The following is a 23,027-nucleotide window of genomic DNA, read 5'->3' on the forward strand; positions in this document are numbered from 1 at the left end:
GAATGGATCATTAAACTGAAAAGCTTTCTCCACAACCGCACTCAGCTGAACTTTTTGGGTTGTTGAACTTAATGACTTTGTTCAATCCCTCCGTGACACAATCAATCTCAGTCCCGTTTACATAAGGTAAGGCTTCTTGGGTGACGTACAGTTTGAGCTTATCGTTGATAACAATAAACCCCTCTTCAGTAATGGGATTGTCAATAAAATCCAACACATATCTAAAACCATTGCAGCCACTTTTTTTCACTGAAAAACACAGACCAAAAGCGTTTTTATTAAGGATTTCTTTCTCCAGGTAACTACGAGCATCGTCACTCAAGGTAACACTGGTTTTATTTGGTTCAAATTTCATTACTGTCATAATAAGATTACCCTTGTTATCGTCATTATTTAGTTATAAGAAGGTTTTAACTTTAGTCAACGCTGCAAATAACATGGCCACTTCTTCTTCTGTGTTATAGAGAGAAAATGAGGCGCGTACCGTGCCTGAAATACCCAGCTCATTCATCAATGGCATAGTGCAATGATGCCCGGTTCGAACAGCTACGCCTTGTTGGTTGAGTAAAGTCCCCACATCACTTGGATGCGAATCCCCCATGAGAAAAGAGAAAATAGCCGTTTTATTTTCTGCCGTACCATAGAGGTGAATATCATCCATACTCTGTGCTAACGCTAAGCAATAATTCATTAATCGCTTTTCGTGTAACATGGCCCCGACTCGATCAATGCTATTAAGGTAATCTATTGCCGCTGCAAGTCCGACAGCCCCCGCTATATTTGGCGTGCCCGCTTCAAATTTATAGGGCAACTCATTCCATGTAGCCTGTTCAAAAGTAACCGTTTTAATCATCTCGCCCCCCATTTGAAATGGGGGGAGTTGTTCAAGACGATCCTCTTTCCCGTACAATACGCCTATACCCGTTGGACCAAATAACTTATGCCCTGAGAAGGCATAAAAATCGCAATCGAGTTGCTGCACATCGACAGGACAATGAGCAACGGCTTGGGCACCGTCTATCACAGTAATCGCATCGACTTGCTTAGCAAACCTCACGATTTCTTTTACCTGATTAATCGTGCCGAGTGCGTTGGAAACATGGGTCATGGCAACAATGGCGGTTTTTTTGTTAAGTAATTTTTTAAAAGTTGAAAAAATTAGCTCGCCTTTCTCATTAATTGGCACAACCATTAGTTTTGCACCGCTTCGAAGTGCCGCTATTTGCCAAGGTACAATGTTGGCATGGTGCTCCATTGCTGAAATAAGAATTTCATCACCCGGCTTCAAATGACTTTGTGCTAATCCACTTGCGATCATGTTAATCGCTTCGGTGGTCCCTTTTGTCCAAATTATTTCGTGACTGTGCTTGGCATTAATAAAGCCTTGTACGCTACTGCGTGCTTTCTCGAAAAGCTCAGTGGCATCATCGCTCAAGGTATGGGCACCTCGATGTACATTCGCGTTGCTATTACTATAAAATTGATTTGTAGCATCAATAACAATTTGTGGTTTTTGAGTTGTAGCGGCATTATCCAAATAAATTAACGGTCGACCTTTAATACTCTTATTTAATAAAGGAAAATCCTGACGGATCTTTACAATATCAAAGGTGTTATCTTCCACAACTGCCGATAAAGGAGACATTGGTTATTTCCCCCCGGGGTACTGTAATGATAAAAATAAGCTAGAAAAACGTTGTGTAATAAACGCTTGTACACTCGTTTCTGGAACCTTATCGACTATCTCAGCAATAAAGGCTAGGCTCAACAGTCGTTTCGCTTCGCTCCTTGAAATGCCTCTAGATTGTAAATAAAACAGCGCATCACTATCAATTTGACCTACCGTGGCACCATGTGAACATCTCACATCATCAGCATAGATCTCTAATTCAGGTTTAGTATTAATCGTTGCAAAATCTGACAGTAATAAATTTTTATTGCTTAGCTTGGCTACCGTTTTTTGAGCGTCTGGATGAATATGAATACGGCCATTGAACACGGCATTGGCTTCGTTATCGGCTAAACCTCGAAATATCTCGTTGCTGGTACAATTTGGTGCCATATGTTCCATGCAAGTATGGTTATCAATAGTTTGTTGGTTGCGACCGTAAAAACTGCCTCGAATATCCGCACTCGCATACTCCCCTACTAAAGCCACGGTAAGATCATTACGCTTTAGTTTAGAGGCTAGGCTAATTTGATACTGTTGATAAAGGCTATTACGACCTTGTTTAACGCGCTGACTACATAGACTAGTCACGCTCTCATCAAGTTGGATCCGGCTATGAGTAATATCTGCGTTGTCATTAACAAAGCATTCAATCACAGTATTAACCATTCCTGTATGTGTGACAGGGGTGTCCTCATGCTCGATTATTGTCGCTTTACTGCCCGTTTCAGCAATAATCAATACCCGCATCATATGCGTTTTTGGCTGTTCGCCTATTAATAAATTTACAATATAAAAAGGCTTATCAACAAGGCAATGCTCAGGAATATGTATAAGCAAACCGTCTTCAAGTTGCTCGCTGTTTAGGCTTGAAAAATAGTCATGGTAATGGCTATGACTACTGTCTAGGTGATCAACAATGATTTGCTGCTGAGCTGTGCTAGCCTCGGAGAATAAAACACTATATGGGTTGCTATCATGTTGCGATAACTCACCCACGAATACTCCATTAACAAACACTAACCGATACGCATCAAAATCACTTATCAAAGACTGTGAAAGTACGTTATTGATCTCATGGGTATCTCTGATGTTATTGACACTTTTTGGATCGAACTCCCCAGTACTGTGTATGTCTGTTGGGTCACTCGCTAACAGTTGTTCAAGCTTCAGATATTTCCAATCTTCGGTTTTCTGCGTCGGGATTTGTAGATAGGTTAAGCGCTCGCTTGCCGCTGCACGGATGGGTTGTAACCAAGCATTTTTCTGGTGAATTGGAATGTTGGAAACACCCGTTGCTATTTGTGTTTGATTATTCATTGTTAAACCTCAATTGGATTAACGGCTTGCTCAGTTCCATTCTCTAACCAACCGTAGCCCTTTTGTTCTAATTCCAACGCCAACTCACTTCCGCCAGATTTAACGATCTGTCCCTCGGACAATACATGGACAAAGTCAGGTTGAACGTAATCTAATAATCGTTGGTAGTGAGTGATCACAATAAAGGAGCGATCGGGACTGCGTAAGGTATTGATACCATCAGCTACCACTTTGAGTGCATCGATATCTAAGCCTGAGTCGGTCTCATCAAGTATGCATAGCGTAGGCTCTAACATTAGCATCTGCATAATTTCATTGCGTTTTTTCTCTCCACCCGAAAAACCTTCATTGACTCCACGCTTAAGAAAATCAGTACTTAGGTCAACGAGCTTGCATTTTTCACGCGCCAGCTTCATAAACTCAACCGCACTTAGCAGTGGCTTGTTTTGATGTGTATAGAGGCATTCAAGGGATGTTTTTAAAAATTCGAGATTGCTGACTCCTGGAATTTCAACCGGATATTGAAAAGCAAGAAAAATACCTTCGCGGGCACGCTCTTCAGGCTTAAGTGCTAATAAATCTTTGCCTTCAAGCATCGCTGTTCCATCTGTCACTTCATAGCCATCACGACCTACTAGGACATTGGATAATGTACTCTTTCCGCTGCCATTAGGTCCCATAATTGCATGGACTTCACCCGGTTTAATCTCGATATTTAATCCTTTAAGGATCTCTTTGCCATCAACTTTGGCTTTTAAATTTATAATTTTTAGCATCTGTAACCTTTATCTATTTAAGTAACGTCTTTATTAACGTGATACAACGCCTGTTGTCAGGGTTGACCTACCTAGCGCGTTATCCAACCGAGCCTTCTAGGCTAACCTCTAACAGTTTTCCGGCTTCAACAGCAAACTCCATTGGCAGCTCTTTGAAAACGGATTTACAGAAGCCATTAACAATCATTGATACTGCTTTTTCAGGGTCGATACCGCGTTGCTGACACAGAAATAACTGATCGTCACTGACTTTTGAAGTCGTTGCTTCATGTTCAACTATCGCACTGGGATTTTTGCTGACAATATAAGGGAATGTATGAGCTGCACATTTATCACCAATTAACAGTGAATCACATTGGGTGAAATTACGTGCGCCATCTGCTTTGGGCGACATATGGACTAATCCACGATATGAGTTTGAGCCTTTGCCCGCTGAAATACCCTTTGAGATAATGGTGCTGCGAGTATTACGACCAAGATGGATCATCTTGGTTCCCGTATCAGCTTGTTGCGCGTGACGAGTTAAGGCAACGGAATAAAATTCACCGACACTATTATCACCCAGTAATATCACACTGGGGTACTTCCATGTAATGGCTGAACCCGTTTCTACCTGAGTCCAAGATATTTTCGCATCTGTGTGGCAGACACCCCGTTTGGTCACAAAATTATAGATCCCGCCTTTACCGTTTACATCGCCTGGATACCAGTTCTGAACGGTTGAATATTTGATTTGTGCACCTTTTAACGCAACTAACTCAACGACGGCGCCATGAAGTTGGTTTTCATCTCGCGATGGGGCAGTACAGCCTTCAAGATAGCTAACATAGCTGCCCTCATCAGCAATAATTAAGGTACGCTCAAACTGGCCGGTATTCATTTCATTGATCCGAAAATAGGTCGACAACTCCATCGGACATCTAACTCCTTTTGGAATATAAACAAACGAGCCGTCACTAAATACTGCACAGTTTAATGCCGAATAAAAGTTATCGCTAATGGGCACAACAGAGCCCAAATATTTTTTAATTAATTCAGGATGTTCGATAATCGCTTCTGAAAGTGAACAGAAAATAACCCCAGATTCAGCCAGCTTTTCTTTGAAGGTGGTAATAATAGACACACTATCAAACACGATATCAACGGCAACACCAGCCAGTGCCGCTTGCTCATGCAATGGGATACCTAATTTTTCATAGGTACGCAACAATTCAGGGTCGACCTCATCCAAGCTTTTTGGTGCATCGTCTTGACTTTTCGGACTTGAATAGTAAGAAATAGCGTCGAAGTCAATTTCAGGATAATTGACCTGCGCCCATTCTGGGCGTTCCATCTTTAGCCATTGTTGATAGGCATTTAACCGCCATTCCAACATAAATGCGGGTTCATTTTTTTTGGCCGATATTTTCCTAATGACATTTTCATCTAATCCAGGATCAAACGTTTGCATTTCAATATCGGTTATAAAACCTGCGTCGTAACCGGAATTAATACGATCATCAATAACACTGCTATCGCTCATAGTGATCCACTCTCTTTTTATAGGTTTGCCAAGTAAATAGTGCCGAGTCACATACCAGATACCAGATACTAAACATCTTCATTTGGCACGGATCTTTCGCTAGCGGTCACATAGCCACTTTTATGTTCTAGATTGTATTCAAAGAGACTCTAGCACCATTAAGAATACTAAATTAGTAATGTTATTAATTTATATGACACGCAGTAACAATACAATACCAAATTAGTATTTATTATGCCTTTTTTGAAGATAAGGAACCCTACTTGATAGCATTACAATGAGAAGCGGTTTGATATATAGAGTAGAAGTAATGAGGTTATTTTTTGACTTTATGTTAGACAAGAATTTCCTGGCCCGTTAAATTTACTGAGCGAGGTATGGCATAAAAAATAATATCATTGGCGTAGACTATATATTATGATTATCACTGATTAAGACTATTATTTTCTTGCGGGAGTCTTTTATGATAAGAATTAGCCGCATGGCCGATTATGCGTTGTTGGTGGTATTCAAAATGTGTGGTCGCGAGGAGTTAATCACTCTAGATAACTTGTGCGAGTTAACTGCTTTGCCTCTGCCGACCTTGCGTAAATTGATGCGAGCGCTTACCCATAGCAAATTAGTGGAATCTGTTAGGGGGCCTCACGGTGGTTATAAACTTAGTAGTCAACCCGATCAAATATCAATTGCAGAAGTCATTGAAGCTATCGATGGACCGATTGCATTAACGGAATGTGTTAAGTTAGATGGCGGTGATTGTGAAATCGTAGACACATGTGGATTGAAAGGAAATTGGAATATCGTTAATCGTTTAATTTCAAATGCTTTGCATAACGTAAAACTTGATGCAATGGGAAAAGCGCCAATGGATGTCAAACGTCTGAAGTCAGCACTCATAACGATATCAGAGTGAACGCCCCCCAAAAAACTAGCAACGCTAGCCGATAGATAGCGCTTCGCTAGGACGTTACATCACCTGCCTGAGTGCCTAGCTGATCTCGCAAATGATTAGATAGGCAAACAGGATTAGGAATAAACGGTATTGCCTTCCTATTAAATTACACATAAACGAGGCATCATTACTGATGCTATTGAGACATTCATTAAAATATCAGCTTTTAGTGAATGAAGTAAATACGTATTGACTTCATTTAGTGCTGATTTATAGGGGATGGGTGCAAAACCCCTATCAGCAAAACTGAGCCAATTATCATCAAAACATTTATTTTCGTTTTGCAATCAATAGAGCCGCCAAAATCAATAGTGATCCGATGGCAAGCCTGACAAGTTCTTCTGGTGTTCCTCCCTTAGCTTCACCAAAAATAAACAAGGAGGCAAACATAGCCAGTGGCACTACCGCATTGTTAAAGACGCCTAATACTCCGACGCTTGTTTGGGTTGCGCCTTTATTCCAAAGGAAGAAACCAAGCCCTGATGCAATGACTCCCATATAAACTAAAACGAACCACTGTGTTGGTGTTGCGCTTAAAGGAATGGGTGGCTGCTGAGAAATCACCAGAGTAACAATGGTGGTAAAAGCGGCTGCACCTAAAAATAAAAAGCCAAATACAGAGCTGTGGCTAATATGTGGTCTATCTAGCTTCCAATCTCGATAATAAATTTGCCCAAAAGCAAAAGCGATATTGGCTATTTGCATAAGACCAAATCCTAACCAAATTTCGTTTGAGTCTATATCGCCCATTTTTATAATTGCGGCGCCAAAAATTGAAAGCAGAGTGGCCAATAAATACCATGGGGTAAAACACCGCTGTCTAAGATCGTTGATAATAACTATATAAAGTGGTGTAAAAACGCTAAATAGCGCAACCAGATGTGATGGTATAAAACGAAAAGCAGAAAGATAGCAGGTGTACATTACCCCGTATTGAAGTGCGCCAAGCAGTATGAGCTGCCATTTTTCTTGCCCGTTTGTGTTGCGTAGTTTTATAAAGGGAAGAAAAACAATTAGCGCCAGTAATAGGCGCGTATCTGCTATTTGAAGTGGGTCAATACCTTTGAGCGTGTTGCCAATAAGACCAAAGGAAAAAGCCCAAATCAAGGTAGTGATAACTAGATAAATCATTAAAATCTCTAATATTTAATGTCAATTGATTCAATAGCTATTTGTAATAGTTAACTATCTACACGATTTGTATTTATTATATGTTGTCTATTATTCAAGTGCTACAGAGTAACGATTTTACCCCAGTCAAAAAGTGGGGCCGATATAGATTACTTGAGACAAGGTTACCAGTTGTAAGCCGCACTGATGGTGTATTGTTCACCTCGTCCAGGTGTTCCAGGTACCTCTTCAAATGATTCCCCCCAAAGATTGTCTGCTGCAAGCATGATATCCAGACCGTTAAACTGCGAAGGAGTAATCTTTAACGTGAGGTGGGTGAATAAAGCATCATCGTCACCGTTTCGTAGAATATTGTCTTCTTGTTTACGCCACTCGTTATCAACACGGACTTCCACTATGTCGCTAGGTCGCCAAATAACACCTAAGGTTACTCGATGATCAGGGTAGTTCAATGCATAAAAGCTAGCATCAATATCCGTAGCACCATAATTTTCCGATTTATCAAGGAAGGTATAGCTGGTGATTATTTCTGCATTATTTAAACGTTTTACCGCAAGTAACTCTACACCTAGCGTATTTATATCGACCGGATTTGCTGAACGAGCAGAGGTTGAACTCAAGCTATAGGTCCAATCGGCTAAATCATCATCTTGTCGATAAAAAATAGCCGAATCAAGGCGCCAGCTTTCTCGGTCTAATGCCAGGCCTAATTCAATATTGTTAGTGGTTTCTCGCTCAAGATCATAGTTACTTCTAAATAACCCACTGCTGTCACTTCCACCTATAGCGGTATAACCTGCCACTTGACTGGCTTCGGCATAAGAGAGATAAAGTGTTTGCGAGGTATCGTCAGCATTTATTGAATTCCAGGTTATATCACCAATAAGTGACGCTTGTGAATCGTCCCGGTTAGTATCATCAAAAGCAGCGCCAAGACGAAAAGTTAACTGTTGATCATCTTGTAGAGACATTCGGTATTCAGGTAATACACTGAGTTTGTAATACTCACGCGAGGTAAAGTTATTTTCAAGAGTGGTTGATTCAATACTGTCTGTTATAAACTGGCTTGAGTAATTGAGGGCAAACGATGCTGTTTGTGCATGGCGACCTGAAATTGCGATTGATGTAACATCGGTTTCATGAAAGGCTTGAAATACATCAGGATTTTCACGCGAAAAAACATAATGATCGGTGTTACGACGATTGTAAGCGGACATTTCAAATGTGCTGCCTCGTGCATAATGCTGTTTATGATTAAGCAATAATAGTCGCGTTTTGAGGTCTTCGGTTTCATTAACATTAAATGGCGTGTACATATTTGGCCAGCCAAAGAATTTTTCTTGAGAACCAAAAAATAGATCTGTCTGTGATGATGAGCCAACTAACTGAATACGACCAGAGGCACGTTGAAAATCATGGTCGCCATTCTCTATCGTACCGTCACTTTCAGAGCGTGAATATTCACCTTCAAAACCGATAGTCCAATCGGTAGAGTCAGCGAGTGCCATACTCACACCACTGTGAACCCGTTGAAGAGTAAAGTTGTTATTACCTGCGCCAATTGAAGCACTACCTGCGGTTTTTATGGCTGTCCAGTCGCGGGAAACGGTGCCTACCGAGCTGTTAACACCGAAAAGCGCATTATCTGCGCCAGTAAGTACCTTAGCGTTAGATAACATTTCCTGAGCAATCGGAATTTCGGCAAAGTAATGTCCCGTTTGCGGATCCAATAACGTCGCGCTGCCGACCCTAAAGCCAGTATTTTCGAATATACCACCTCGAATCGTCACATCAGCTTGAGCTTCTGCCATATTGCGCGACTGTAGATCAACGCGCGGATCATATTCTAGATTTGAAACTGGCGAACCAAAAGTGCCTACAGGTTTAGTATTAGCCGTGGTTGAGCCCTGAACCGTAATTTTCTCAATATCTGTACTTACATCATTAGCATCGTCGGCTGCCGATGAAACAGGCGATAGGCTAAATAACAAAGCGGACAAGGCAATTTGTACAACTCGAATCATGTTAATGTTCTCTATTTACACTGTTTGAACTATCTGTAAAAACGCTTATTTTCACTTCCCCTGCCCCCAATCATATGACCAAGTAGCAGAAAAAGTCATTGCTCATCTTCGTGCTATACAGCCATGGGGTTAACGAATTGGAACAAGCAAACGAAATACCGTAAGATAGGTTTCAGTTGAAAGCGAGTAATCGATACGTTAATTGATACGTTATTCAATAGTGTATCTTAGCGGGTAAAATATTACACATGATAACTATTCTCAACTGATAATAATTTATCACTGAACACATAACAAACAGATCTATAACGCTCTACTTGCTATTACAGTAATCAATAGAATAACTCATAAAACTGAATTCATTTTTTATAAAGACCTAATATGAAAATACAACAAGATAATAGGATTGCTTACAACGAGCGAGAAATAATTTATTTTGCCGGCGGTTGTCTTTGGGGCGTGCAAGAATTTATGAAGTACTTGCCTGGCATTTTTGCAACACAGGCAGGTCGAGCCAATGGCTTAACCGATACCACCAAGAGCAATTATGATGGCTATGCAGAGTGTGTAAAAGTGACCTTCTGCCCAAGCACGGTTAATGTTAATGAGCTTATAGGTTACTTTTTTGAAATTATTGATCCTTACAGCATCAATAAGCAAGGCGAGGATGTGGGAAAAAAATACCGCACCGGAATATACAGTAAACACGCTAGTCACCTCGAGACTGCTATTGAGTATATTAGGCACCGTGACGATGCAGATAAGATTGTCGTTGAAATTTTGCCGCTGCTCAACTATGTAAAAAGCGATGAAGAACACCAACAAAGATTAACTCGGTTTCCAAATGATTATTGTCATATTCCTAAGAAGATATTACATAAATACAAGTAGGGTGAACATTGGCTTCAGAAACGATAACAAGCGAACGCTGCGCTCACGGATAAAGCGGTCTAGCTCCTAAGCCCCTTCGCTTGCTATCGTTCTTTCGCTTGCTATCGCCTTTTCGCTTGCTATCGCTCTTTCGCTTGATATCGCCCCTTCGCTTGATATCGCCCTTTCGCTTGATATCGCCCTTTCGCTTGATATCGCTCGTCACCTAGCATCTAAGCTTTGCTTTTATAGAATCTAGCCGCGTAGCGTTCTAGCAGCGAAGCGATCTAGGTTTTAGGAATAGTGATATTAACAAAGGCGTCAGCATGCTAAATATCTGGAGTCGTTTCATTCCCTCGGGCATACTTTACTTTTATTAACGTTAATTCGACGAGAAACACTATGACGCAAGACAATAAAAACACTAGCGACCAGATTAATCGTCGTAGTAAAAATATTACCGAAGGACCGACACGCGCGCCAAATCGTTCGATGTATTACGCTATGGGTTACCAAGCAGAAGACTTCAATAAACCTATGGTTGGTGTAGCCAACGGACACAGCACTATCACTCCGTGCAACAGTGGCCTGCAAAAGTTAGCCGATGCCGCAATCGCAGGTATTGAAGAAGCGGGTGGTAACGCCCAAGTTTTTGGCACCCCGACCATTTCAGATGGTATGGCCATGGGCACCGAGGGCATGAAGTATTCATTGATCAGCCGCGAAGTGATCTCTGACTGTATTGAAACCTGCGTACAGGGTCAGTGGATGGACGGCGTATTAGTTATTGGTGGTTGTGATAAAAATATGCCTGGCGGCCTAATGGGTATGCTGCGTGCCAACGTGCCTTCTATCTATGTGTATGGCGGCACCGTACTACCCGGGCATTATAAGGGTAAAGCACTCAATATCGTCAGTGTTTTCGAAGCCGTGGGTCAACATGCCGCTGGAAAAATGAGCGACGAGGACTTATTGCAAATTGAGCGTAGGGCCGTTCCAAGCACAGGTAGCTGCGGTGGTATGTACACAGCAAATACCATGTCTAGCTCATTTGAAGCCTTAGGTATTTCTCTGCCCTATTCATCAACTATGGCTAACCCCCATGACGAGAAAGTGGATTCCGCCAAAGAGTCTGCCAAGGTACTGATTGAAGCAATAAGGCAAAATATCAAACCCCGCGATATTGTTACCCGTAAATCGATTGAAAACGCGGTGGCGGTCATCATGGCCACGGGTGGCTCGACTAATGCCGTGCTGCACTTTTTAGCTATCGCCCATGCGGCTGAAGTGGAATGGACGATTGACGACTTTGAGCGAGTGCGCCAAAAGACACCCGTACTGTGCAACCTCAAACCTAGTGGAGAATACTTGGCTGTCGATCTGCACCAAGCCGGTGGGATCCCGCAGGTCATGAAAATATTATTGTCCGCAGGCCTACTGCATGGCGACTGTTTAACCATCACCGGTCAGAACATTGCAGAAGTACTGAAAGACGTGCCCGATGTGCCACGTGCCGATCAGGATGTGATTCGTCCGATAAGCAACCCTATGTACCAGCAGGGCCACCTGGCCATTCTTAAGGGTAATTTGTCACCCGAAGGCTGTGTAGCCAAAATCACCGGCCTAAAAAATCCGGTAATGACAGGCCCAGCCCGGGTGTTCAACGATGAACAAACCGCTCTGGCAGCCATATTGGCGGGGAAAATCAACGCAGGTGACGTTATGGTATTGCGCTACCTAGGACCTAAAGGTGGCCCCGGGATGCCAGAAATGCTTGCACCTACAGGCGCATTAGTTGGTGCAGGTTTAGGTGAAAGCGTTGGCTTAATCACCGACGGTCGCTTTTCCGGTGGTACCTGGGGAATGGTAGTCGGACATGTGGCACCTGAAGCGGCCGCTGGGGGTAACATCGCGTTCATTAATGAAAACGACTCCATCACAATTGATGCTAAACAGTTGCTACTGCAACTGAACATCAGCGATGAGGAGCTTTTTGAGCGTAAAAAAAGCTGGCAAGCGCCAATGCCACGTTACAACCGAGGAGTGCAAGCAAAGTTTGCTTTTAACGCTTCTAGCGCCAGTAAAGGTGCCGTACTCGATGACTTTTAAGCATGACGTTCGTTAGTGCATCATAAAGCCCTATGCAGAATTTTCTGCTTGGGCTTTTTTACAATCTTTTACATCGATCCTAAGACAACAATATGGCTGGAAATATCAGCCGCCGAGATAAGACATCGCCACTTTTTTGTTTCTTAGGGTTTCTTCTGTACCAAGTTCAAAATAGCGGATTCGTTAGTAGATTAGCCTCATCCCTGAGGTCACAGATTAGTCATTTCAACACAGTGCTAGGCTTCGGCCTAAACACCTAAGCGCAAGCCGAGAAACGATGGTCTTCGTTGTTATAAGTTGTTGATTAAGCGTCACTAGATTTTCAACTTTAGGCCTCGAACCACATCATTTATCGTCTTACTAATGCTTATATATTGTCTTTAATGATGGATTTTTATAACCCTTGATCCTTGGCCATTTGCATCGCGATTTGTGGTGCATTCCAAAGAGAAGGCAGCAATATGATCGATACAGGGACCGCGGTGATAATAATGAAGGATTGCAGCGCAGATATCCCCCCAGAACCGAGGGAAATCAAAATTAATGCTGTGACCCCCATCATGACACCCCAAAATATACGGATCATTGCATTGGGCTCTGTTTCACCACTGATGACGACACTGATGGTATAAGTCATCGAATCACCGGTGGTGACGATAAAAATAGTCGTCAATACTAAGAATAAAATCGAGATCACCGTCGGAAAAGGCAATTGTGATGTTACGGCCAGTAATGCACCGGGCAAGTTAAAACCTTCAAACGCGCCACTCACGCTGCCAGGATTGGCAATTTCAAATGCCAAGCCAGAGCCACCCACAACAGTAAACCAAAAACACGTTACCAAGGGCGCAATAATGCTAGTCGTCGAGATGAGTTGACGAAGACTTCTGCCACGAGAAATTCGCGCAATAAAAATTGCCATCATTGGGCTATAACCAACGAACCATCCCCAAAAGAAGACTGTCCATCCGCTTAACCAACTTTCATCACCTCTAAATGTCGCCATCGGAATGAAGTTATTAAGCAGACTACCCACCCCTTGGATATAACCATTAATAATAAAGTTTGTTGGACCAAAAATGAGAATATAAAGCATTAAAGCAGAGGCGAGGATCACATTATAACGACTCAATGTTTGCATGCCTCGATTCAAACCACTTAACGCCGATAAGGTATACAAGGCAATGGCAAACAAGATAATGATTAATTGTGTCGTAAAACCATCAGGAATTTCAAACAGCGCATTTAATGCGTAACTAACCTGTAACCCAAGGAAACCAATAGGACCGATGGTGCCAGCGGCAACACCGATAATGCAGCAGGCATCAATCAATGCACCAGTATGGCCTTTCAGCGCTCGCTCACCAAGAACAGGATAAAGAAGGATCCTTGGTTTTAGCGGTAAACCTTTATCATAATGTAGATGCATCACCACAATAGCCGTTAAGCTACCGACGATAGCCCACGCGAGGAAGCCCCAATGCATAAAGGATTGCGATAATGCATTAACAGCAACTTGCTGAATATCTCCTGATGCGCCATACAAAGGCGGAGGACTAACAAAATGGGCTATAGGCTCTGCAGCAGCCCAAAAAACACCACCACCGGCAAGTAGCGTACAAAATATAATAGCCATCCAACGAAAGGTACCCATTTCAGGTTTAGCAATCCCACCTAAAATAACATTCCCAGTACGACCTGCAGCTAACGCTAGACTAATTAAAAAGGTCAGTAATAATAATACTTGCCAATAAGGGCCGAACACATTTACCGACCACGAAAAACCAGTATTGACCAAACTGGCTAACAGTTCACTGTCGAATAAAGCCAGTAAAACAAACAAGCAGATAAATCCACCACTATACCAAAAGGCTGGATTGCTTAAGGCCAATTTTTCCGCTGTAGAGCTCTTCTCTACTGAGCGGGGGGCCGAACGAGGATCGCATACATTACTGCTAGTTGCAGCTAACGAAGTCGTTATATCAGCCACTTTAAAGCTGTCCGTTAAATCAGTCATCTCTGACTCCAAAAGTTTTTTGCTACTAAAAGATTTTTGCCACTACTAGTACCTAGTACCAAAAAAAACGACAGAGACTATCAGCCTATATTTTTAAAATCAACCCTAACTAGGTTGTGAGTTTTCTTCGGAAGATCTTTTTCGTCGCTAGTTTAGGGTCAGCTGAAGCGATTTAAATCGTATCTTACAATTTTATCAAGGCAGAACATTGGCTTACTGCAACTCGTACCTTGCTAAGTACTCAATGAAAAGATAAACAGTGAAATGATTAAATGAAATTAACTTACAGTTCCGTTCGCTAAGTCCAACTTGAGCAGAAGATTTAATCGCGGCAATCTCAATTAAGCATAATAAATATGCCGTTTGAGCACTTTTTATTCTGCTGGTTATCAACTTTAGTGGGTGATTATTTATAGAATAAATTTTTCAGCGCTGTAAACATTGCAGCCCATTCTTCTGGTCACTATCTCAATATGAGCTCGGCGATTATATGAGTCTTGCCATTGTTACTAAGCTCACTTTGTAGTGGTTAAGTAATGCTCGCCGATTTTTTAGACTCATGGTTGTAAATTGATTGAGATAGAAACTAGTCCCATTCATTACAGATGTCAGTTTATGGCAAATTGATATGAGGATATTGTTAATGGCTAGTTACTCTAAATTGCTTTGGAGCTTTAATGAGTGAGATAAATACCCTAAGTTAATGAGTAACTTAATTGATCTTAATCTCAGTATCAATCGTAAGGATGGTATTGATAATAAAAATGACCCTTTAACAAGGTCAGTAAAAATTTAACATATTCATAGTTCCAGCATTCAGGCAATAACGGCGACGCTTACTAGTTGCATGTTTTGTTTTTGTGCCGGCGTCTGATGCTGACCACCATGGTATGAAAGGCCATTGTTGATATAGCCGCTGACAATGATTGTTTAACAATGTTGTCGTAACAGGCAAAGCGGGTTAACTTGTCGATACGCTATGAAATGTGGATGATAACGTGGTATTAAAAGACGAGGTAAAGGTATATATTTTGTAGGTGATTTATCTTTTAGACAAAACACCTTTACAAGCGCCCTTTTAAATTCGATGGTATTTCCATGTTCAAAGTCAGATGTTGGATCACCTCATTATTTAAAGGGTAAGCCGTAAACAATGGAACTAGAAGCATTAGACCAGAGCCTTTTATTTGACTTTACACTATATTCAGTCAGTCTAAATATTAAATAAAAAAATTATTTTTAGGGAACAACACCATGTACATGATAGTTAAACATACCCATTTGACCATAATTGCGCTTACGTTTATTTTTTTCATCATTAACTTTGTGTTGACGATGAAAGGGTCTGACAAGGTTAATAATAAACTACTGAAGATTGGCCCACATATTTTATATACTCTGTTTATCTTCACCTTTATCTATCTGGTTGCCGTTAATCCACTAAAATTGTACCCCTTCGTAAATGGGTGGGCATCATCTAAATTAGGTGGTTTCGTACTCTATGTACTGTCTATTACCTTTGCGCTTAAGTGGGCTAAGTCAAATTTGTGGCGTATTGTAGGCTTAATTAGTGCAATATTTTGGTTCGTCATGAGTGCACGACTTGGTTTTGCCGATCATCTTAAAGTCAAAGGTATAAGCGAAGATACTAATGCTTATATTGAGTTAGGACAGTCTATGTTAACAGCGATTTGCTAGGCTATTTCAATTGAAGTGGTTAAGTAATGTTAACCACGATTTGATAAAATAAGCACTGACTCGGTCGATCTTTATGTCATTCGATAGTTTTTTGTCACTGGCAAAAGATAGTCATTCACGCTGAGGCAAAAGCGTTCTAGGGAAGATGAATGGTTGATAGTCCTAGAGAGCAGTAAATCTATGATTAACTTCTCGATAAGTGTAATTTACTCTGCAAATTCCAAAAATGATTTAACATAAATAGCCTTATCGTACCATTCTGGTTTTTCAGAGCAGAAAATTTTGTCTTGGGGGGCGATATCAGGGTTAGCATCTAAGCACCCTGCAGGCACAACTAAAGCTTTACCTGAACCAGAAAGGTAAGGTACTCCACATCCACACTCAGTACAAAACGCTTTCGATATAGAACGACCAGCAACATCAAAACGTTTAACTAATTCGAAACCACTCAACCATGTAATATTATCAGGGTGTGTGAATAAATTTGATGCATGAGCACTTCCGGTTGTCTTTTGGCATTGTCTGCAATAACAAAAGTGAAATTTATCGAAATTATTATTCGTTTCGAAAGTAACTTTCCCGCATAAGCAACTACCTGTAATTTTTGACATTAAACTCCCTCCGTAACTGCATGTATTAATCGCTATATTATATTGATTTGAGTTATCTGTAACAATCGTCAATTATTATTGCATTTAACGCTTCACGTCACAGCCCATCTTGTTAGGTGCATATAATAGATTTGTTATACGACTAAATTTTATTAATATAGTCAACAGCTTGTATAAGAAATCCATTTCATAAAGGTAATAAATGAGATTTAGTCCTTGTCAGGTTTACCATTCTCTTCGTATGTATTAATCGCTATATCATATTGATTTGAGTTATCTGTAGCATTCGTCAATTATTACTTTCGATGTTCACGGAAGTATTGCGTGATCTAGACGCACGAGTGAAAGTCATTTTAGGTCATGTTACGTTAGCTAATAAACGGAATATAACATGTAAACCCAGATTGCATTCTGTAAACACATGTTGCATACATCGATTAATTGGATGAAAGACCTAGAAACATCAGGCCTAACCTTATAAAAATTTAAAGGCAAAGGGTATGCCTAAAAAATAAACAGGCTGGATCTAGGAGCTTATTACTGAAGATAAGTAGCTAGAGACCTTGTCTCTAGCTCTTTAGTATGTAATTCAAAAATGTAAATTTAACGTAAAAAGAGAATAACCACATAATATGAGGGTGTTAGCACTGCTACCTGTCAATTATATGGCATATTATCGCCCTACTGACTTGCGATCCGGTAAATTTTTCCTAAAATTTAACTAATCATAATTTGTTATTGCAGTGCTGACACAGCATTCCTTTAAAGGAATATCGTGCACAAATTCCAGCATAAAATAAACATAACTTATAGGGACATTTTAATACTAGACCTCACAGGTGAAGGGATTTTACGGGGTGAAGAACTCAAAAAATTTCATTGGCGCTGTTGCCTATCCAATACGCTATCGGCTGCCTTAAAAGCAATGAAAAGATGTCATTTTCATCTTGCTATTGCACTGATCTCAACGACTAACCTTCAGCGTGTATTACATTCCATCAACGCGCTCAATGAGGAGCAAGACAGCCTTATTTGGGTTGCTATATCGGTTGACAGCACGCTTGATAATGACCAATTAGCATCGTGCCTACCCCGTTACTTTATCGACTATCATCATTTGCCTATCGACTGGGAACGCCTCAACTACACATTAGGTCACGCCTATGGTATTGCGCGATTAAAGAAAACAAGCCAACCGCAAATTAATAACACTAGTCATGAAAATTTGCTCTTGGGTAACACAAGCCTGATCAATACACTCAGAGCCAATATCGCTAAAGTCGCTAAAGCCGATGAGGCCGTTTTCATCAGTGGAGAAACGGGCACAGGTAAAGGTCTGTGCGCACATTTAATTCATAGCCAATCAAATCGTAGAAAGGGTCCCTTCATTACAATCAATTGCGGAGCTTTACCGACAAGTTTGATCAACTCAGAGCTGTTTGGCCATGAAAAAGGCGCCTTCACTGGCGCCGATAAACAATATATTGGCCACATAGAACGAGCGGATAATGGCACTTTGTTTCTCGATGAAATTGGCGATCTCTCATTAGAGTCTCAAGTGCATTTATTACAGTTTCTGGAAGATCACATCATTGAACGTTTAGGCGGCACGAGAACCATTACTATTAATTGCCGGATAATATTCGCCTCTCATGTCAATTTAGAGTGCGCTATAGAAGAAGGACGTTTCCGCGAAGATCTCTACTATCGAATCAATATATTGCATCTTCATGCCCCGAGCCTCAGAGAACATAAAGAAGACATTACATTGCTCGCTAATGAGTACCTTCATCAATTCAGCCCCAGCCACAAACGATATACCCTTATACCTGAAGCGATAGAGGCGATACTTGAGTATGAGTGGCCAGGCAATGTCAGAGAGCTCAAGAATCGTATACACCGAGCCGTTATTATGGCCGAGAGTGAACAGCTGAGCGAAAAGGACTTAGGGATTAAAGTGGTCAACTATCCGTCAGATGAAAACGGTATAGTCAACCTCGCCCAGCACAGAGTTGAGATTGATACAGAGCGGCTACTAGACGCTATCAAACGTAACGGTCACAACATATCAGCCGCCGCGAGAGAACTGAATATATCCAGAACGACTTTTTATCGCCTAATTAAAAAATGCAAAATAAAACTCTAGCAGTAGCAAACCAAGTTCATTTAACCACCGAGGATCACGGCAATGTTAAGATATAAAAAACAATCTATTGTGTTAATACTGACATCGCTATTGATTGCGGCTTGTCAGCCACAAGGTGATGCAAACTTACAAGACGAGATAAGCTCACTCAAGCAAGATGTTAGGCTATTGAAAAAAGATATCAGTCGCATAGGTAGCCAGGTTAAGGATATTCATACCATCGCTATGAGCTCTCAAAAGCCGCAATATAAAACCTTACCCACGCAAACTAACTTTACAGCAGACGGCAGTCTTCCATTACTGGGGAGCGCAGCTTCACAGCTCGCAATCATTGAATTTTCTGATTACCAATGCCCTTACTGCAAGCGTTTCATTGATCAAACATTCACTAAGATAAAATCCAACTATATCGATTCGGGTAAAGTTCAATACTTAACGCGAGATTTTCCGCTTAATTTCCACCCAAAAGCCAAGGGTGCCGCCATTGCCGCTAATTGCGGTTTTAAACAAGATGCATACTGGCCAATGCGCGGCTTATTGTTCAACAATATGAAACAGCTCAATGAAGCACTATACCAACAGACAGCCACAGACTTATCTTTAGATATCACTCAATTTACCAACTGCCTCGCCGATGAAACTATTGCGAGTAAAATAGAACAAGATATCGCCTATGGCTCATCTCTAGGGATAAAAGGTACGCCAAGCTTTATCATTGGTCGAGTCGAAGGCAATCAATTAATAAGTCCAAAACTTGTCGTTGGCGCGCAAAGTTATGAAACCTTCGCCGTGCTGATCGATGAATTGCTCGAAAAATCTGCAGAAAATGATTAATTAGCCACAGGCAAGTAGGAGCGATGCGTTAATTAGCAGCAATATTGGCTCGCACAGTGCCAGTAGAGTTCATATCGATCTCTTACTGGCAATTTACCTATACATAATTCACCCTCAACGGTGCATAACCTTAATATCAGCTTAAGCCAGTGGCAAATATATGATAATGAAACATCCATCAAAGTGCCTGTTATGGCCAATTCCCCTTAACCTGCTAACGCGATCGACCACAGAGCATCTATTTATAACGCTCTGTTTTACTCATTCAATAGATCCAGCCTGACGTTCGCTTTTAACAGTGCCGAACAGGCCCCTGCGCAAGTTAGATTTAAAACAGACCTCAACTGAATAACTCACCCCGACCTGAATATGATCAACATATCCTCAATTGATATGTTGATCATATTCTGCGAGTGATAAAAATTGACCCCACCAGTTTACCCTGCATTGCAACTGCAACAGGCGTAAACGTGCGCAGGTGAACAACTCATAAATAAAATCAATATAACTAATTACTTACAACAAAACGTCATTTTCAGCTGTTACATAAGTGTTACGCAGAAGTTACATGATCGCGCTAATAACTCAAGCAATTAAGGCATTTATTAAACATATCCAATGACTTATATAAATGGCCTAACACTTGCTTACTCTTTAAGCATAAGTTTGATATTCACCTCACTGTAACCCAGTAACAAGCGCTCGCTTCAGTCAGGTGCTCAGGCTTATCGGCAATATGCTGATCATGGTGTAACCATGCTTATACGCTGAATATCGAAATACCCCAAGCACCACAATTTTATTGAAAACGTTTAACAAGTAAGAGGTAACAAGTTAGAGGAAAGAGGTATGAGGTATGAGGTATGAGGAAACATGTAAAAAGTAACAAGTAACAAGTAACAAATAACAAATAATACGCACGTTTTATCCTTATTCACTTATAGGACGGTAAATATTATGAAACGATTTACATGCAAACGACTTATCAGAGCGCTAGCTATTGCGCTGATAAGCATAACCTCCCTTTATGGAGTCACGAGTCTTAACGCTGCCAACGCAGGCGCTTATGACTGGCTAAATTTGGCGCCGCCACAACAGGCTGAAAAATTCTGTATGGCAGATGCCTACCTACTCGAACCGGGCAATAGACTTGCCCAAGATGCACTAAACTGTACCGCTAATGACGTCGAAATCACCAACGTGACACCGATTGATGCTAGCGCAGAGTGTAACCTCGGGGACGTGTTCACCTTTGCGGCCGATGTGACGGTGCGAACCAATGCTAACGAGCGTTGGGACACCACCTTCTATCTACCTTTAACGGATGCAAGTCCTCAAGTCGTGCATGGCCCAGGTCTTCGCGACTGTAGTATGATCTTACCCATACCGGGTGACAGTGGCGAGACCGCCGATGTTGAGTTAGACGGCGATCAGTGTGGCGATATTACCAAGGCTCTTGGCCCAGATGAATACGTGCTACTGGCCGAGCCTATCACTATGCTATGTGCGGATGCGGATCAGGACAATCGCGCCGACTTCACTTACTGTGCGGCTTGGGATAACCAAGATAGGAATAACTGTACCACAGATGAAGATCCCTATGCGGGACAGATCCCAAGTACTAAATCCAAGTGTAATTGTGACACCTTTAATATTGATGTATTTATCAAACCTGCTCCACCAACGGTAATTAAAACGCTAACCAGCCAGTCTTCTAGAAGTGAGCCTGGTGGCACCTTTAGCTATACCGTGAGCTTTACCAACCCTAATGCGCAAACCTCACTGTTTATTACATCACTGACTGATGAGATTGACATTGGCGGCGACGGAACTTTCGACAGATCTGTGGATCTGTGGAACGGCACCGAGACTGTATTGCCTATGGTAGACGGTGTATACCTGACTGCAACCAACTGTTCGATGCCTGCTAACGGTGAAATATTGCCTAGTGGTTCATACAGTTGTGCCTTCACTGTGCATATTGTTGACCGAGACTTGCCCAACGATCAAAGCCCTGAGTTTTATGACGACTTAGTGAAGCTAGCGTTGGTAGATAAAAATGGTGATGCGGTAACTGACGGTGATAGCTGTGCGGCTATTCCTAGTAGCATTGACGGCGATCATTGTAGTAACGAAATCACGGTGCAAATCACTAATCTTGCACCAGCGATTACGGTGACCAAGACAGCCAACCCTGCGGAAGTGTTAGAACCGGGTGCTGACGTCGTATTTACGGTAACAGTCGCCAATGATGCTGCGTTCTGGGATTCTCCACTGACACTCACCGCGTTAAATGACAGCGTATTTGGTGACCTGTTAGCCGGTAAGTGTTCTGCTGTTTCCACCAGTATCGCCTTAAACGGAACTTACACTTGTACCTTCACGGAGTTCATTGGCGGCGATGCCGGCGATTTACACTCTAATACAGCGTCTGCAACCGCTATAGACGATGAGAACGATACCGCAACCGGTAGCGACTCTGCAATGGTCGATATCCGCGATGTGCCATCGATGATCACCTTGTCTAAAACGGCGACACCCACCTCTGTTCTTGAGACCGGTGACGATCCAAACAATTATAGCTTCGTTAGCTATAACTTTGAATTCGCTGTTAACGAGAATGGTGTCGATGAAGTGACCTTCACCAGTCTAACTGATGTGCCATTCGGTGTCCTAACCGGGGATTGTATGGTGGACAGTAAGAATGGCGTAGATATCACGCCGACACCACTGAACGGCTTTATGCTGCTTCCTGGCGATTATGCTAGTTGTGATATCAGTAAAGGCCTACAGGGCAACGCCGGTGACACCCACTTGAATGTGGCCACCATCAGAGGTATCGATGAAGACGGTCAGGCCGTAGACGCATCAAACGATGCGACTGTGACCTTTACACCGCAAGCACCTGATACGGATATGGCATTCGCCACCAGTATGTTAGTGGTACTTGAGCTAACCAATGCCGGTGTCGAAAATGTGACCTTAACCGCACTCACGGTTCAAGGAATCACTGTTGCTGACGGTAATGCTAACCCTGCCTTTACCATTCTGAATGCTATTGGCGGTGAACATGCCGGCATAACATATTCAGCCTGTAGTATAGGAACGGTATTGGGTTACAGTGGCTCTGCCAGCGATACCTATAGCTGTGCCTTTACCATAGAGCTCAAGCCTGGCATTGAGAATACTGACGCTATCAATTTCCTCGCAAGCGGAGTTGACGGCATAGTAGCGGTAGTCGCAGACGATGACGGAGAAGAAGTTGTCAATGGCGTATCGGTTGAAGTTAATACTGTCGAGTAACGGATAGCACTCAAATGTTAACCAAGCCAAAAGCTTGATATAGCA

At 41.9% G+C, this 23,027-nt stretch carries 16 protein-coding genes; 7 read left to right on the forward strand and 9 right to left on the reverse strand.

Going from position 1 to position 23,027, the window contains the following annotated elements:
• Positions 1 to 10: 10 nt before the first annotated feature.
• From CXF80_RS04070 to sufB, 5 genes are all read right to left on the reverse strand, one after another.
• Positions 11 to 364, reverse strand: a complete 354-nt coding sequence (locus CXF80_RS04070; RefSeq protein ID WP_101031484.1) for a HesB/IscA family protein — start codon at positions 362 to 364, stop codon at positions 11 to 13.
• A gap of 33 nt (positions 365 to 397) precedes the next feature.
• Positions 398 to 1,645, reverse strand: coding sequence for an aminotransferase class V-fold PLP-dependent enzyme (locus CXF80_RS04075; RefSeq protein ID WP_101031486.1), 1,248 nt, complete (start codon positions 1,643 to 1,645; stop codon positions 398 to 400).
• 3 nt (positions 1,646 to 1,648) lie between these two features.
• Positions 1,649 to 2,989 carry a Fe-S cluster assembly protein SufD gene (gene sufD, locus CXF80_RS04080; protein WP_101031488.1) on the reverse strand — a complete coding sequence of 447 codons (1,341 nt, stop codon included), beginning with the start codon at positions 2,987 to 2,989 and terminating at the stop codon, positions 1,649 to 1,651.
• Between the two features lie 2 nt (positions 2,990 to 2,991).
• On the reverse strand, positions 2,992 to 3,765 hold the full coding sequence (sufC, locus tag CXF80_RS04085; RefSeq protein WP_101031490.1) for a Fe-S cluster assembly ATPase SufC: 774 nt from the start codon (positions 3,763 to 3,765) through the stop codon (positions 2,992 to 2,994).
• A 79-nt stretch (positions 3,766 to 3,844) separates the two neighbouring features.
• The gene (sufB, locus tag CXF80_RS04090; protein ID WP_101031492.1) at positions 3,845 to 5,287 is read right to left on the reverse strand and encodes a Fe-S cluster assembly protein SufB; all 1,443 of its coding nucleotides are present in this window, start codon (positions 5,285 to 5,287) and stop codon (positions 3,845 to 3,847) included.
• 463 nt (positions 5,288 to 5,750) lie between these two features.
• Between sufB and CXF80_RS04095 the strand changes: the two genes are divergently transcribed.
• Positions 5,751 to 6,200 (forward strand): SUF system Fe-S cluster assembly regulator, encoded by a 450-nt coding sequence (locus tag CXF80_RS04095; protein WP_101031494.1) that lies wholly within the window; start codon positions 5,751 to 5,753, stop codon positions 6,198 to 6,200.
• A gap of 309 nt (positions 6,201 to 6,509) precedes the next feature.
• On the opposite strand, the gene CXF80_RS04100 is transcribed toward CXF80_RS04095, so the two are convergent.
• Together CXF80_RS04100 and CXF80_RS04105 are read right to left on the reverse strand one after the other, a co-directional pair.
• Positions 6,510 to 7,370, reverse strand: coding sequence for an EamA family transporter (locus CXF80_RS04100; RefSeq protein WP_101031496.1), 861 nt, complete (start codon positions 7,368 to 7,370; stop codon positions 6,510 to 6,512).
• Between the two features lie 164 nt (positions 7,371 to 7,534).
• Positions 7,535 to 9,394 (reverse strand): TonB-dependent receptor plug domain-containing protein, encoded by a 1,860-nt coding sequence (locus CXF80_RS04105; RefSeq protein WP_101031498.1) that lies wholly within the window; start codon positions 9,392 to 9,394, stop codon positions 7,535 to 7,537.
• Between the two features lie 381 nt (positions 9,395 to 9,775).
• Between CXF80_RS04105 and CXF80_RS04110 the strand changes: the two genes are divergently transcribed.
• Positions 9,776 to 10,285: a peptide-methionine (S)-S-oxide reductase gene (locus tag CXF80_RS04110; RefSeq protein ID WP_101031500.1), complete on the forward strand. Its 510-nt coding sequence runs from the start codon at positions 9,776 to 9,778 to the stop codon at positions 10,283 to 10,285.
• A 381-nt stretch (positions 10,286 to 10,666) separates the two neighbouring features.
• On the forward strand, positions 10,667 to 12,373 hold the full coding sequence (gene ilvD / locus CXF80_RS04115; RefSeq protein ID WP_101031502.1) for a dihydroxy-acid dehydratase: 1,707 nt from the start codon (positions 10,667 to 10,669) through the stop codon (positions 12,371 to 12,373).
• A 394-nt stretch (positions 12,374 to 12,767) separates the two neighbouring features.
• Here the strand turns inward: ilvD and CXF80_RS04120 are convergent, their stop codons facing one another.
• On the reverse strand, positions 12,768 to 14,390 hold the full coding sequence (locus CXF80_RS04120; RefSeq protein ID WP_101031504.1) for a BCCT family transporter: 1,623 nt from the start codon (positions 14,388 to 14,390) through the stop codon (positions 12,768 to 12,770).
• 1,254 nt (positions 14,391 to 15,644) lie between these two features.
• Between CXF80_RS04120 and CXF80_RS04125 the strand changes: the two genes are divergently transcribed.
• Positions 15,645 to 16,088 (forward strand): SirB2 family protein, encoded by a 444-nt coding sequence (locus tag CXF80_RS04125; protein ID WP_101031506.1) that lies wholly within the window; start codon positions 15,645 to 15,647, stop codon positions 16,086 to 16,088.
• A 206-nt stretch (positions 16,089 to 16,294) separates the two neighbouring features.
• Here the strand turns inward: CXF80_RS04125 and CXF80_RS04130 are convergent, their stop codons facing one another.
• Positions 16,295 to 16,699: a GFA family protein gene (locus tag CXF80_RS04130; protein WP_101031508.1), complete on the reverse strand. Its 405-nt coding sequence runs from the start codon at positions 16,697 to 16,699 to the stop codon at positions 16,295 to 16,297.
• Between the two features lie 775 nt (positions 16,700 to 17,474).
• Here CXF80_RS04130 and CXF80_RS04135 point away from each other — a divergent pair.
• The 3 genes from CXF80_RS04135 (at position 17,475) to CXF80_RS04145 (ending at position 22,982) form a co-directional block, all read left to right on the forward strand.
• Positions 17,475 to 18,845 carry a sigma-54 dependent transcriptional regulator gene (locus tag CXF80_RS04135; protein ID WP_101031509.1) on the forward strand — a complete coding sequence of 457 codons (1,371 nt, stop codon included), beginning with the start codon at positions 17,475 to 17,477 and terminating at the stop codon, positions 18,843 to 18,845.
• A 42-nt stretch (positions 18,846 to 18,887) separates the two neighbouring features.
• Entirely contained in the window at positions 18,888 to 19,679 is a 792-nt protein-coding gene (locus tag CXF80_RS04140; protein ID WP_101031511.1) for a DsbA family protein, read from the forward strand.
• Between the two features lie 957 nt (positions 19,680 to 20,636).
• On the forward strand, positions 20,637 to 22,982 hold the full coding sequence (locus CXF80_RS04145) for a hypothetical protein (RefSeq protein ID WP_101031513.1): 2,346 nt from the start codon (positions 20,637 to 20,639) through the stop codon (positions 22,980 to 22,982).
• Positions 22,983 to 23,027: the final 45 nt, after the last annotated feature.

Origin of the sequence: Shewanella sp. Actino-trap-3 (assembly GCF_002836275.1) — a bacterium.
Classification (GTDB): Bacteria; Pseudomonadota; Gammaproteobacteria; order Enterobacterales; family Shewanellaceae; genus Shewanella; species Shewanella psychromarinicola.